At 65.3% G+C, this 14,278-nt stretch carries 11 protein-coding genes; 2 read left to right on the top strand and 9 right to left on the bottom strand.

The annotated features are described in order from the left end of the window. From addB to ubiE, 9 genes are all read right to left on the bottom strand, one after another. Window positions 1-3,065, bottom strand: a 3,065-nt coding sequence (addB, locus tag VN004_RS21915; RefSeq protein ID WP_325614312.1) for a double-strand break repair protein AddB, incomplete at its 3' end; no start/stop codon positions are given. A gap of 91 nt (window positions 3,066-3,156) precedes the next feature. Continuing rightward, on the bottom strand, window positions 3,157-3,882 hold the full coding sequence (locus VN004_RS21910) for a nucleotidyltransferase family protein (protein ID WP_325614309.1): 726 nt from the start codon (window positions 3,880-3,882) through the stop codon (window positions 3,157-3,159). A gap of 40 nt (window positions 3,883-3,922) precedes the next feature. Beyond that, window positions 3,923-5,452, bottom strand: a complete 1,530-nt coding sequence (gene tsaE, locus VN004_RS21905; protein ID WP_325614307.1) for a tRNA (adenosine(37)-N6)-threonylcarbamoyltransferase complex ATPase subunit type 1 TsaE — start codon at window positions 5,450-5,452, stop codon at window positions 3,923-3,925. 9 nt (window positions 5,453-5,461) lie between these two features. Then, entirely contained in the window at window positions 5,462-7,969 is a 2,508-nt protein-coding gene (locus VN004_RS21900) for an ATP-binding protein (protein WP_325614305.1), read from the bottom strand. 177 nt (window positions 7,970-8,146) lie between these two features. Next, on the bottom strand, window positions 8,147-8,557 hold the full coding sequence (locus VN004_RS21895; protein WP_325614304.1) for an Rrf2 family transcriptional regulator: 411 nt from the start codon (window positions 8,555-8,557) through the stop codon (window positions 8,147-8,149). Window positions 8,558-8,619: 62 nt separating this feature from the next. After that, window positions 8,620-9,099 carry a dUTP diphosphatase gene (gene dut, locus VN004_RS21890; protein ID WP_325614302.1) on the bottom strand — a complete coding sequence of 160 codons (480 nt, stop codon included), beginning with the start codon at window positions 9,097-9,099 and terminating at the stop codon, window positions 8,620-8,622. Then, window positions 9,099-10,340: a bifunctional phosphopantothenoylcysteine decarboxylase/phosphopantothenate--cysteine ligase CoaBC gene (coaBC, locus tag VN004_RS21885; protein WP_325614300.1), complete on the bottom strand. Its 1,242-nt coding sequence runs from the start codon at window positions 10,338-10,340 to the stop codon at window positions 9,099-9,101. The genes dut and coaBC overlap by 1 nt, the downstream gene beginning before the upstream one ends. Window positions 10,341-10,415: 75 nt before the next feature. Further along, the gene (ubiB, locus tag VN004_RS21880) at window positions 10,416-11,987 is read right to left on the bottom strand and encodes a 2-polyprenylphenol 6-hydroxylase (protein ID WP_325614298.1); all 1,572 of its coding nucleotides are present in this window, start codon (window positions 11,985-11,987) and stop codon (window positions 10,416-10,418) included. 28 nt (window positions 11,988-12,015) lie between these two features. Then, window positions 12,016-12,780 (bottom strand): bifunctional demethylmenaquinone methyltransferase/2-methoxy-6-polyprenyl-1,4-benzoquinol methylase UbiE, encoded by a 765-nt coding sequence (ubiE, locus tag VN004_RS21875; protein WP_325614296.1) that lies wholly within the window; start codon window positions 12,778-12,780, stop codon window positions 12,016-12,018. Between the two features lie 141 nt (window positions 12,781-12,921). On the opposite strand from ubiE, the gene VN004_RS21870 reads away from it, so the two are divergent. Then, window positions 12,922-13,293, top strand: coding sequence for a glyoxalase superfamily protein (locus tag VN004_RS21870; protein WP_414710386.1), 372 nt, complete (start codon window positions 12,922-12,924; stop codon window positions 13,291-13,293). 10 nt (window positions 13,294-13,303) lie between these two features. Then, a complete protein-coding gene (gene mutM, locus VN004_RS21865) occupies window positions 13,304-14,185 on the top strand; it encodes a bifunctional DNA-formamidopyrimidine glycosylase/DNA-(apurinic or apyrimidinic site) lyase (RefSeq protein WP_325614294.1) in 882 nt (293 codons plus the stop codon). Window positions 14,186-14,278 lie beyond the last annotated feature (93 nt).

Raw genomic sequence — 14,278 nt, 5'->3', positions numbered from 1 at the left:
CGAGCGAGATGATCGTAGTCGCCGTAAGTGCGGCCGACCCATTGCGGCCGCCAGAATGATCGATACGGCGTATCCTCGGCAGCAAAGGTGACCGCGAGTTCTTGAAGCTTTTTCAGCGCGCGGTCCGCGGCGGCGTCGACGCTCAGGTCGTCGAATTCGCGCGGCGCTTTCTCGCCGCCGGGATCGCCGCCGCTGAGCCGCAGATACAGCAGTTCGGAGACCGAGCCGCCTTTCGGCAAATCCTTAAATTCGCCGTGCCGCAGGATCGAGGCTTGCAACGTTAGTTGCGGCGCGAAGCCGACCTGCACTTCCTTTTTCGATGGCGGCCGTCCGGTCTTGTAGTCCAGCACCGCGAAGCTACCATCCTTGAGCAGTTCGATGCGGTCGGCCCGCGCGGTCAGCATGAAGTCGGGCGTCACCTGCAATTTGCCCTGAACTTCCGCATAGACCGACTGCACGTTGCGACGACGCTCGATTTCCCAATCGATGAACCAGCGCGCGATGCGCTCAAAGCGCGGCCACCAGAACGCCTTGGCTTCCGGGAAATCGTTGAGCGGCGCGAAGGCGTCGCGGCCGAGCGCCATCAATTCGGCATAGGGATCGTCTGGCAGTCCGTTCGCGAACTTTGCAGTGAAGTCGCCGATCGCCTTGTGGATCACGGTTCCGCGATCGCGCGCGCCGGGCGGCGTATCGACAGGATCGAGTGGCTGCAGCCTGAGAATGTGCTTGGCGTAGATCGTGTAGGGATCGCGCAGCCAATGCTCGATATCGGTCACCGGCAGACGTTTCGGGCGCACCGCGACGGGCGGTTTCGGCTCTGGCCGCTCCGCGGGCTTCACCTCGGCGGGGCGATCCAGTGCGCGCGCCCAGCTCAGATATGTCGCGCCGCGCTCCTTGACCGCGTTCCAGGCCTCCGCTCCTGCAACGGTGGCGAGCCGTTGCACGAAGCGCGAAACTACGGTCGGCGAGCCTTCGCGCTTGGCGGCATAGGACAGGATGACTTCCCGCGCGCCGAGCGCCTGCGCGAAATCGTGCGCCGACAGGCCGATCCGCCGCTCCGGCAGATCGAGGCCAAGCTGCTGGCGCATCGGACGGTTGAGCCAGGGATCGTTGCGTGGGTCCGGCGGCCAGACGCCTTCGACGAGGCCCGCCAGCGCAACGCGATCGGCCTGCTGCAAGCGCGCTTCGAGCGGACCATAGATGCGCACGCGCGCGCCGGGCGCACCGGGCCGGCGCACGACGCGCTCGGATGCAATGGCGCGGAACAGGTCGGGATAATCGTGCTGCGCCGCGTTGAAGGCTGCGGCCTGTCCGCTCTCGGAGATCGTCTGGAGCAAGTCGCTCAAGGCCGCGCCGTCACGGCCCGCGAAGGCCGCCGGCTCATTCTTGTGATCGCGCGACAGCATCGCAACGCTCGCGCGATGCTGTTCGGCGAAATGGTGCAGCGTCGCAGCCTTTCGAATCTGCGCGAGCGGTGCGAGTGCCTGCTTGAGAGATGCGATCAATGCCGCGGCACGATCGAGGTCGCTGTCGGAGAGCCAGCGGCGCGGGTCACGCCCATGCAGGTTTTCGCGCTCGGCGCGCAGACTTTCCAGGGCGTGTTCAATTCCCTCGGCGCCTGCGCGCGGACGCGGTCCGCGCAGCACCGCGCGTTCGAGGATGGTAATGGCCGGACGATGCGCGAATTCGTGCGCGCCGAGGCGGCAGAGCGGATGCTTGAGCAGCGCCAGCACGGTGACCGGCTCGCAGCCATGAAGCGCGGCTTCCGCTGCAAGCCGCGCGAAGATTCCGGCGGGCGTTTCGGACAAGGCATCGCCGCCGGAATCGTCGACCGGGACTTTCCATCGTTCCAATGCGGCGATGACGCGGCGCGCCAGCGCACGATCCGGCGTGATCAGAGCCGCTGTGCGATTCATGCTCTCCGGCGTATCGTCGCTCACCGCTTCGCGCAGTGCGAGCGCAACTGCGACCGCTTCTTCCTCGGACGTCGCGGCTGCGATCAATGACAGCCCCGACAACGCCGATTCTTTTGCCGAATTGAATGTCTGTTCCGTGAGTGTATCGCGCCACCGATCGGTGGCTTCGGCCGGGCGCATGGCCTCCGACACGAATTGCTCGCGGGCATGAGAAGCGGGCCGAGCAAGACTTTGCACCTGATCGCGCTTGACGCCGAGCCCCCGCAGAAAATTCTGCATCGCGAATTGCGGATGACCGGGATGAGGATTGCTCGCCTTGCCGCCGCCGATTGCGTCCCACGATTCCTCGTCGAGATCGGTGTCGAGGCCAGGCAGGACGACCGCGCCGTTCGGAAGATTGGCGATGGCGCCGAGAAGCTTGGCGGTCGCGGGCATCGATGCGGTCGATCCGGCGGCGATCACCGGCCCGGTATTGTCCCGTGTCAGACGCGCCGCTTCGGCATCGATCAACGCATCGCGCCGTGCTGCGGCATCCATCAGGTTCCGCTCGGCGAGCAGATCGGGCCAGTTGTCGCGCACGATCTTGAGGAAGGCGAGCGTCGAGCGGAAATACTGATCCATATCTTCCGGCACGAGCTCGTCGAGCTTCGACCATGGAACGCCGCGCGTGATCATGTCGTCGTGCAGCCGCGCGAGTTCGCCCGCCATGGCATAGGCGGCCGCAGGCGAATGCGCGATCAGCAGGGGATCGCCGATGCGGTCCTGCTGCGCGGCCCAGGCCATGATCATTTGCGTGAGCCAGCCCTTGCGTGCGAACGGCTCCATGCTGTCGGCGAGGGCGAGGCGTTCGTTCGCCAGCGGACCGCCGGCGAATTCGGCGAATACGATTTCGTCTTCGTCGACATCGCCGATCGGAACGAGGCGCGGCAGCAGCGTGGCCTCTCCGCCCAGCGCTTGCAGGAACACATCCTGCGCCAGCCGGCAGGCGCGCCGTGTGGGGAGATAGAGCGTCGCCTGCGCCAGCGCGATCGGGTCGCGCGAGCCCGGATAACCCTCGACGATGTCGCCCGCCAGCAGCGCTTCGATCAGGGCCGGCAGGAACGGGACAGACGATGGGATCGTGAACAGGCGAGGTTCGCGAGCTGACATTATCTCTCGGTTGTGGGCTGCCGCGGATTCGCGCGCCAGTGTGAAGAGCCCGCCATGCCCCGGTCAAGCCCGGCAGCGGCGTAACGTCGCGCTAGGCTGCGCTCTGCAGGATCGTGCGTTCGGCGAGCGCGATGGCGTCGGGTGTGCCGACATGCATCCAGATGCCGTCGAGCCGGAGCCCGAACAGCCGTTCCGCCTCTGCTGCCTTCACGAAAAGCCGGTTCAGCGAGAACGGACCCTGCGGCGCATCCTTGAACAGGGCCGGCGAGAAGATGGCGGCCCCCGCATAGACGAAGGGCGTGACCTCGCGTTCGGCGCGCGGACGCAGCCGTCCGTCCGGCGCCATCGCGAAGTCTCCGCGACCCGAATAGCCGATGCTGGTCGCAGACGGCGCGAGCAGCAAAAGCGCATCCATTTGCTCGGGATCGAAGGCCGCGGCGAGCCGCTGCAGGTTGCCCCGGGTGCCGTCGAGCCAGATGCTGTCCGAATTGACCAGGAGGAATGGCTCGGTGCCAAGGAGGGGCAGGGCCTTCACCACACCGCCGCCGGTATCGAGCAGCTTGTCGCGCTCGTCGGAAATCACAATGTGCGGCGCCTTGCGGCCGGCGACATGGGCCTCGATCTGATCGGCGAGGTAATGCACGTTGACGACGGCGGTCGCGACACCGGCCTGGGCCAGTTTGTCGAGGACGTGATCCAGCAGCGCCCGGCCAGAGACCGTCACCAGAGGCTTCGGCCTCGTATTGGTGAGCGGACGCATGCGCTCTCCGTATCCTGCCGCAAGCACCATCGCGGTTTGCGGAACGCCCTGCGCCATCCGAATCAGTCCCTCATGGCCCGGTTTTGCCGGTGATCTATCACAGCCCGTCAAAGGCCGGCACATTCTCATTGTACCATTCCGCCAGGCCGGAAAGCGCCGGATGGCGCAACGAGCGCTGCAGGTAGCGCCATACGCGCGGCATGTGACGCAGATATTGCGGCTTGCCGTCCCGCCGGTCGAGACGGGCGAAAATGCCAAGGATCTTGGTGGCGCGCTGGGCCGCCATCACCGCATAGATCGCCGCGAATTCGGCCGGATCGAAGCTTGGGCTGGCCTCGCTGCGCAGCGCGGCGTAGCGGGCCAGCAATTCACGCTCCAGCGCCTCCGGAACGTCGACCCGCGCATCCTGCAGGAGCGAGGCGACGTCGTAGCCGGTAGGCCCGATCAGGGCGTCCTGGAAGTCGAGAAGGCCGACCCGGCGGTGTCCCTCGCGCTGCGGCAGCCAGATCAGATTGGGCGAATGATAGTCCCTCAGCACCCAGGTCTGCTGGCCCGCCAGCGCCGGCTTGAGGGCGGTGAGCCACAGCTCCCGGAACGCCTCGCGTCCGGCGTCATCGACGGCAAGACCGCGATGCGGGATGTACCAGTCGAGCAGCAATTCCGCCTCGATCAGAAAGGCGTGCCGGTCATAGGCCGGCAGCGCATAGGTCGTCCCGTCCGGCAGCGGCAGCATCGCCGCCACCTCACGGCCATGCAGTTCGGCGAGGAGGTCGGTCGCCGCGCCATACCGCGCCGGAATCGGCGCAGGCGGCGATCCTGAAACGAACGTCTCCGGACCGAGATCCTCAAGCAGCAGGAAACCGTAATCGAGATCCGCGGCGTAGATTTCAGGTGCGGAGAATCCGAGCGCGCGCAGGCCATCGGCCATCGCGACAAATGGCCGGACATCCTCGGCAAGATGCGCAATCTGACTATAGGGTTTGCCGTCGCGCACCGGCGGACCATCCGGCCGGCGCGGTGCATTCATCAGGATCGCCGGCTGGCCGTCGCGGATGACCCGCTCGTAGAGCCGCGTCGACGCGTCGCCCTGCATCCGCTGGCGTGTCGCCAGTCCGTAGCCGTTCCGATGCAGGAATCGCCGCAACAGATCCATACGCGCGACGCGCTGCGCCAGCGTGCCATAACCGGTGATGCAGATGTCGCGATGGGTATTGCCGAGCGACGCCGCGAGCGTGAACGCCACATCGATGCGATCCATGGGCAACCGGCCTTCGGCCCGGTCGGGCCATTCCATCAGCACGACGCCGTTCGCGGCGATGTCCTCGAGTCCGAGTTCGGTGAGTTCGTCCGGTCCGGACAGCCGGTACAGGTCGGCATGCGCCAGCGTGAAACGGGGCAGCTCGTAAACCTGCATCAGCGTGAAGGTCGGACTCGGAACCGCAAGGTCCGGGTCGCCCGCGAGATAACGGATCAGCGCCCGGGCAAAGGCGGTCTTGCCGGCACCGAGATCGCCGGAGAGCGTGATGAAGTCACCGGGTTCGAGCGCATTCGCGAGTTCGACCGCGAGGCGCTGCGTCGCCTCTTCGTTATCGACCGAGACGATGAAACGCGTTTCGCTCGTCGGCATTGTGAACGGTCAGGCGGCAGCGGGCTGCTGTTGCGCGGGCGGCTGGAGCGGAAAGGAACAGATCACTGTCGTTCCTTGCCCCACCTCGGATTCGATGTCCACCGTGCCGCCGTGGAGCTGGACGAACGACCGCACGATCGCCAGCCCCAGACCCGCACCGCGGTGATGGGAGCCCTGCGGGTGACTCTCGAACCGGTCGAAAATCCGCGCTTTCATTTCCGGCGGGATTCCGGGGCCCTGGTCCGTGACCGAGAACACGACCGAGCCGTCACGCCGCTCGGCGCGCAGGCGGATCGTGCCGTTCTTGGGCGAGAAGCCGACCGCGTTGGACAGGAGATTGTAAAGCACCTGCCGGACGCGGCGCTCGTCCGCCGAGAAGTGGCCGATCGCGGCGGGATCGGTGTCGATGTCCAGCGTGATGTGGTCTTTCACCAGCCGGTCGCGGATGCCTTCGGCCGCCGCTTCCATGGTCTTGCGGATATCGACGGGACCGAGATTGAGGGTCATTACGCCGGCGTCGATCGTCGCGAGATCGAGAATGTCGTTGATCAGCGCCAGCAGCGCGTTCGTCGAGACAGTGATGTAGCTCAGATATTCGGACTGACGCTCGGTGAGGGGACCTGTCGAGGGATCGCCAAGGAAATGCGCGAATCCGATGATGTTGGTGAGCGGGGAGCGCAGTTCGTAGGACACGTGATGCAGGAAATCGATCTTGACCTGATCGGCGGTTTCCAGCGCTTCGTTTCGTTCACGGAGCGCGCGCTCGACATTCACTGTGTCGGTGACGTCCTGGAAGGTGACAAGCGTTGCGCCGTCCGGCAGCGGCAAAGTCGCGAGATCGACCACGCTGCCGTCGCGCCGTTCGAGCCGGCCCTTCACCGTATCGCGCTGGCCGATCGTGGTCACGGCGGTGCGCAACGCGCGCAGGGTCTGGTCTTCCGGTTGCAGCGGTGCGCACCAGGCGATGACCGCTTCGATATGCGGCCGCTCGGCGAGCGCCTCCTCCGGCAATTTCCACATCTTCTGGAAGGCCGGGTTGTGCAGCCGAAGGCGTCCGTCGCTGGCGAACACCGCTACGGCCTCGGTCAGATTGTCGAGCGTCTCGCCCTGCACCCGGATCAGCGCGTCGTAGCGCCGCTCGAGATCGAGGCGTTCGGTCACGTCGTCGAACAGATAGGTGACGCCGCCTTCGGTATTGGGCGTCGTCACGACACGGAGCGTCCGGCCATCCGGCAGATGCCAAAGATCCTCGCGCGCTTCGACATTGCGATACGCTTCATGCAGCTGGTTTTTCCAAGTGCGGAAATCCTGCTGTTCCGGCAGCTTCCGGCCGGCGCGCAGCCGGTCGAGGATCGCTGAATCGGTCGGCCCGTGGTCGAGATAGCTCGAATCCAGGTCCCACAGCGCACGGTAGGCCTCGTTGTAGAAGCGGAGCGTCTGGTCGGCACCGAAGATCGCGACGCCGGTCGCCAGCTGATCGAGGGTTCGGCGGTGGGCGTCGACCATGCGCGTCATATCGGCGCGCAAGGTTTCAATCTCCGTCGCATCGACGCCGACCGCCGCGCTGCCCGCCGGGGTCGGGACTTCGACGACGTCGAAAATGCGCCGCGCGCCGGCAATCACCGCCGGGACCCGGCCGCGATAGGGCTCGCCGCCTTCGCGCATCCGCGCAGCGTCGTCGCGCGCGGACTTGTCCAGCAATTCGAGATTGCGCTCGACCGCTTCCGTCGGATCGCGCGCCTCGACCGCGCCGGCATAGGCGGCGTTGACAAAGTCCAGCCGCCCCTCATGGTCGCGCGCCCAGACCGGAAACGGCAGCGCGTCAATCAGCGTGCGCAGCGCCATCATGTCGCCGACCAGCCGTTCATGGCGTCCGGCCAGCGCAACGAGTTCGCCCTTGATTCCGCTGACGTCGCGAAGCCGCATCACGGCGCGGCCACCGATGGCGCGCCCGTCGGCTTCGATCGATTGGCCGCCGAGGGTCGTCAAGGTCATGGCGAAGCCTTCGCCGCTTGCGCGCAGCCGTTCGACCGACGACCGGATCGCTTCGGCTTGGTCGTCCGGCAACCATGATTCGAAAGCCAGCACACGCTGCGGCATGGTCGCTTGCGTGACGATGGTCACATCCCCGCTGACATCGGGTTCGTCGGAGCCGGCCGGCCAGGCCACGACAATCTGCGGATCCGACTGAAGGAGAGCATTGACGCGATCGATCTCGGAGGTCAGGGCATCGATCTCGCGGCGGGCCTCTGCTTCCGCCGATCCAGCACGCTGGCGCGTGCGCACGAGCAAGATTGAGGTTACGACCGCAAAGAACACGACGCCGAGCATCAGCGCGAGCGCGGCGAGTTCATGACTCTCCAGGCTGGCGAACGCGCTGAGATAGAGATCGACGGGAGTGCCATCCCGGGCGGGCGCAAGAGCCAGAGCAGGAGCCGTCCACAACATGACGGGCGCAGCAAGCCATCCGCATCGCAGCGGATCGGCGCCGCGGACGCCGCCGGTCGACCGAATCATTCCCGCATACCCATTGCCCCCAATACCGGCGGGCACCGGCAAGGATGCCTGTGCAAACCCGTATCGTCATGGACGCTAACGAGCGGACCGCGACTGCGGACCGAATCATGCGACTTTACTCTCAAGAGGACTCGCGCGTTAAGAGTCCAGACCGTGAACGGCGGTGCGCGGGCCTTATCAGGCGGATTTTTCCGCCCGCCTGATCAACTCATCCAAATGAATGGTCGAGAGCGCCGCGGCGAAGGCCACCTCGGCCTTGGCCAGAGCGGGCAACACGACGTCGCCGACAAGGGGCGATGCCGGAACGCGAGTTGTCGTGGCGTCATCGACCGTGCCGGCGGCACGGAGAATCTCGTTCGCGGTGATACTGTCGGTATTGCGTCCCAGCTCGTAACCGCCACGCGGACCCCGAACGCCGCGCAGAATGCCTTCGTGCACCAGGGCTTGCAGCACAGGCTCAAGGTGGCGCGGGGGCAAACCATGCCGCGATGCGAGAGCCTTCGCCGAGACAGGTCGCGCTTCCGAATTCAGGGCGATGTCGATGACGGCTGCAACGGCCAGGATGCCTTTCCGGGACATCAGCGGCATACCAATTTACTCACCGTTTTCGTGTTTATGATTCATAACGGTAGTAAATTAGGGGAACGTGTCTAGTCCTCCGGTGGGAAATCGACACTTTTTGTGCCGGTGGACCCAAATCCACCGGCGCCGCGGACGGTTTCATCGAGGTTCTGTACAAGTCGCAATTGTGCTGCCGCAACCGGCGCGATTACGAGCTGTGCAATTCGCATTCCTCGTTCAATCGTAAAGGCTGCCTTGCCGTGGTTGATGAGGATGACACTGACCTCACCGCGGTAATCCGCGTCGATGGTGCCGGGTGCATTGAGCACCGTCACCCCGTGCTTTGCGGCAAGACCCGAGCGCGGCCGCACCTGGCCTTCGGTCCCCACCGGCAATGCGAGGGCAATTCCGGTCGGGACCATCGCGTGGCTGCCAGGTTCGATCGTCACGGGTTTGCCTTCGGCAACCGCAGCAACAAGATCGAGGCCGGCGGCGGCCGCGGTTTGATAGGCCGGCAGCGGCAGGCCTGCAGCATGAGGCAGCTGCACGATCCGAACGTCGATCGCCATTACCCGCGCGGCCCTGCAAGCGAAGCGGCGATCCGGCCGACCAGCTGGCGCGCCACGTCGTCCTTCGATTGCGACGGCCAGGATTCCACGCCCTGCATCGTCACGAGATGCACTGTGTTGCGGTCTCCTCCCATCACGCCGTGAGCCGGCGATACATCGTTGGCGACGATCCAGTCACAGCCCTTTTTCTGCAACTTGATCTTGGCGTGCTCAATCACGTTTTCGGTTTCGGCCGCAAAGCCGACCACAAGCTGTGGCCGGCCGGATGTGCGCTTGGCCACCGTCGCGAGAATATCCGGGTTCTCGGCGAGTTCGAATGAGGGTGCGCCGGATTTCGTCTTCTTGATCTTCTGCGTGTTCGGCGTTGCAACGCGCCAATCGGCCACGGCGGCAGCGAAGATTGCCGCATCCGCCGGAAGCGATTTGGTCACCGCTTCGAGCATGTCTTGCGCGGTAGTGGCGCGGATCACCGTCACGCCTTTCGGATCGGGGACCTGCACCGGCCCCGAGACCAGGACGACCTCAGCGCCGGCTTCTGCGGCCGCAGCCGCGATCGCGTGACCCTGTTTTCCGGACGAGCGATTGGCGATGTAGCGAACGGGATCGATCGGCTCGTGGGTCGGGCCGGAGGTGATGAGCACGCGCTTGCCGGCGAGCGAGCGCGCAGAGGATGACACCCCGAGCAAGCTGATGGCGGCGTCGACGATTTCGAGCGGCTCGGCCATGCGGCCGACGCCGGCTTCGCCGCCTTCGGCCATCTCGCCGCTATTGGGTCCGATCACTTGAAGGCCGTCAGCCCGAAGCTGAGTCACGTTGCGCTGGGTTGCGCGATTGCCCCACATCTTCGGGTTCATCGCCGGCGCGACCAGCACCGGTTTGTCGGTGGCGAGGAGGACGGCCGAAGCCAGATCGTCGGCATGGCCGTTCGCTATTTTGGCGATCAGGTCCGCGGTCGCGGGCGCGACGATCACGAGGTCGGGGTCGCGCGCCAGCCGGATATGGCCGACATCGAATTCGCTTTGCGGATCGAACAGATCGGTGAATGCCCGCTCGCCGCACAAGGCGCCGACCGAAAGCGGGGTGACGAATTCATGGCCGGCTTTGGTCAGGATGCAGCGCACCGTTGCGCCCCGCTCGCGCAGGCGACGGATCAGGTCGAGCGCCTTGTAGGCGGCGATGCCGCCGCCGATGACGAGCAGGATGCGCTTGCCGTTCACGATCGCCTCATTCGGCTGCGGCACGAGAAGAAAGCCGGGGCATCAGGTCCGCGCGGACGTGGGCCTGATAGCGCAATTTACCCCTCGATTGCGAATCCATCATCTCATCAGCCACACGATATAGGCCAGCAGCGCCGCGATGACCCAAAGCACGACGACCATCGAGCGATTGCGCCTTGCTTCCGCCCGGCCGATATCGGCGACGGTTTCGGGGGAAAGTGCAATCCCGTTGCGGGTGGCGGCATCGAGCTGCTCCATGAGGACCGCCCCACGGGTGAGAAGGCCCGGCATCTGTCCGATGAAGCGGCCGAACTGCGCCGCGTTCTCTGCCGCGCCTTCGATGCGTCCGGCGGGGCCGAGATTGCGCTCGATCCATTCGCGCACCACGGGCTCGGCCGTCGACCACATATCGAGTTTGGGATCGAGCGAGCGCGCGACGCCTTCGACCACAACCATGGTCTTCTGCAGCAGCAGCAATTCCGGCCTCGTCCGCATGTCGAACAGGCCGGTCACCTCGAACAGCAAGGTCAGGAGCTTCGCCATCGAAATTTCATCGGCGGCGCGATTGTGGATCGGCTCGCCGATGGCGCGGATCGCCTGCGCGAAATCGTCCACCGAATGATGCGAGGGGACATAGCCCGCCTCGAAATGCACCTCCGCGGTGCGCCGATAGTTGCGGGTGATGAAGCCGTAGAGGATTTCGGCGAGGAAGCGCCGTTCCTTGAGGCCGAGCCGTCCCATGATGCCGAAATCGACCGCAACGAGTCGCCCTTCGTCATCGATGAAAAGATTGCCGGGATGCATGTCGGCATGAAAGAAACCGTCGCGCAGGGCGTGACGCAGGAAGCTCTGGATAACGGTGCGGGCGAGGACTTTCAGGTCGAAGCCCTTGGCGATCAGCGCGGCACGGTTCGACAAATGCGTGCCGTCGATCCATTCCAGCGTCAGCACTTCCTTGGTGGTGCGATCCCAGTCGACTTCGGGCACGCGGAAGCCGGGGTCCCCCTTGGTGTTCTCCGCCATTTCCGAGAGGGCGGCAGCCTCGAGCCGCAGATCCATTTCGAGCGCCACCGAGCGGCGCAGCGTCGCCACCGTCTCGACCAGCCGCAGCCTTCGCGCTTCGGCGGAATGCTCCTCCGCCTCGCGCGCCGCGAACGCGAACGCTTCGAGATCCGCGGCAAAGCGCCGCTCGATGGCAGGCCGCAGCACTTTCACGGCAACGGGACGCTGGCCGTTCGCCGTCGCGACCTCGGCCCGATGCACCTGTGCGATCGACGCGGCGGCAACCGCCGGGCCGAACCGCACAAAGGTCTTGCCGATGGGCTGGCCGAAGGCCTGCTCGACAATCGCCACCGCCTGCTCGTGCGGGAAGGCCGGCATCCGGTCCTGCAGGCTTTCCAGGTCGTGCGCGATGGCGACACCGACGACATCCGGACGCGTTGCCAGGAATTGACCGAGCTTCACATAGGTCGGACCGAGCCGCGTCAATGCGGCGGCCAGCCGGCCAGCCTGACTTTCCTTGCCGGGCCGCGAGATAAAGCTCGAAGCGCGCAAAGCGAGGCGTGCCGGCACCGGCAGCAGCGTCGGATCGACGCCGCTGAACACACCCTCGCGCGCGAAGACAAAGCCGGCGCGCATCAGCCGCATGGAATGGGTGAGGGCGGAGATCATGACATTCGGCTTGTGCGGCAGGCCTGCGTCACAGGCGCCAGCCGGAATGCAAGGCAACGATGCCGCCGGTCATCGGCGTGAAGCTGACACGCGAAAAGCCGGCGGCGCGGATCATCTCGGCAAAGGCCTGCGGTTTCGGAAACCGGCGAATCGATTCAACGAGATAGCGATAGGAATCCGCGTCGCCCGCCACCATGCGGCCGAGCGTCGGGATGACATTGAATGAATAGAAGTCGTACAGCGACTCGAGTGCGGGGACGTCGACCGAGGAGAATTCCAGACACAGGAAATGCCCGCCGGGCCGCAGCACGCGATAGGCTTCGCGCAGAGCCGCATCGATGCGCGGGACATTGCGGATGCCGAACGCGATCGTATAGGCGTCGAAGGTCCGGTCAGGCAGCGGCAGCGCCTCGGCATTGCCGTCCACGAAGCTCACAAGGTGGTCGAGACCGCGCTTTTCGGCGCGTTCGCGTCCGACCGCCAGCATCTCCGGGTTGATGTCGAGGATCGTGGCATGGGTCCCGGCGCCGCCGGATTCGACGACCCGGAATCCGATATCCCCGGTGCCGCCGGCGACGTCGAGGAGCCGAAAGTCGCGGTCGCTCTTCGGCGGGTTGACCGCCGTGACCAGCGCATTCTTCCAGGCGCGGTGCAGCCCCGCCGACATCAGGTCATTCATGATGTCGTAGCGGCGCGCGACCGAGTGGAAAACGTCGTCCACCAGGCCCTGCTTTTCGTCGAGCGGCACACGCCGGAAGCCGAAATCGGCTTCTTTTGCTGAATGTTCTGTCATCGCCATATCGGTTAGAAAGCACGCGATCGTGCGCAAAACCAACGACTTAAGCTGATCACGCGCTGGCGGCCGGACGATAGCCCAGCGCGCCGGGCCACGCTACATATCGCATCAGCCCTCGTTAACGAGAGATGCCTGCGGATGACTGTGACATTTGACCCCGCCATCCCGGTCTTCCGGATTTTCTCGGTCGAGAAGGCCCGCGAGTTCTACCTCGATTTCCTCGGTTTTCAGGTCGATTGGGAGCACCGATTCGAGCCAGAGACGCCGCTCTACATGCAGGTGTCGCGGGGCGCTGTGGTCCTGCATCTGAGCGAGCATCACGGCGATGCCTGCCCGGGTTCGACGGCTTATGTTCGCATGCGCGGGGTGCGGGCCTACCATGCGGAAATCAGTGCGAAGGCCTACCGTTACCTTCGGCCGGGAGTGGAAAGCCCCGACTGGACCGAGGCGGAGATGACGGTGACCGATCCCTTCGGCAACCGGATCCGGTTCGGCGAGAAAAAGAACTGACGGCCAGATAATGCCCGAACTTCCAGAGGTCGAAACCGTCCGCCGCGGCCTAGCGCCGGTTCTGGAGGGTGCCCGCTTTGTGAAGGTGGAGGCGCGGCGCGGGGATTTGCGCTGGCCGCTGCCCAGCGATTTCGTTCGGCGTCTCGAAGGGCAGAGCGTTATCGGGCTGGGCCGGCGCGCGAAATATCTGCTGGCCGATCTGTCGTCCGGCGAGGTGCTGCTGATGCATCTTGGCATGTCCGGCTCGTTCCGGGTGCAGCAAGCCGGCGCCGACGACATGCCGGGCGACTTTCATCACGCCCGCTCCAAGGCGGCCGCCCACGACCACATCGTCTTCCACATGTCGAATGGCGCCGTTGCGACGTTCAACGATCCGCGCCGCTTCGGTTGCATGAAACTCGTGCCGCGTGCGCATCTGGACGAGGAGCCGTTGCTGCGGGCGCTTGGGCCCGAGCCATTGGGCAATGCGTTCGATGCCGCATCGCTCGCATCGGCCTGCGCCGGCCGCAAGACCAGTTTGAAAGCTGCGTTGCTCGACCAGCGCGTGGTCGCGGGACTTGGCAACATTTATGTGTGCGAGGCGCTGCATCGCGCGCATCTTTCGCCGAAGCGCAAGGCATCCACGCTTGCCGACCGCAAGGGAGCGCCAAATGAGCGTGCGAAGGCCTTGGCTGACGCGATCCGCACGGTACTGACTGATGCGATCAGGGCGGGGGGGTCGTCGCTACGCGATCACCGGCAGACCGATGGCGAACTTGGCTATTTCCAGCATTCGTTCCGCGTCTATGACCGCGAGGGCGCGCCATGCCCGACGCGCTCATGCACTGGCACGATCCGCCGCATCGTTCAGAATGGCCGGTCGACCTTCTATTGCCCGGTTTGTCAGAAATAGGCTCGCGGCCTTGAGTGGCCTTTAGCCAGAGCGCGTCAGGCCGCCCGCGGCCGGTCGCCACGACGCCGGTCGAGGGATGCGAGGGTCTGGTCG

Origin of the sequence: Pseudorhodoplanes sp. (genome assembly GCF_035565855.1) — a bacterium.
Taxonomy (GTDB): Bacteria; Pseudomonadota; Alphaproteobacteria; order Rhizobiales; family Xanthobacteraceae; genus Pseudorhodoplanes.
This window is presented reverse-complemented; position numbering and strand designations above follow the sequence as displayed.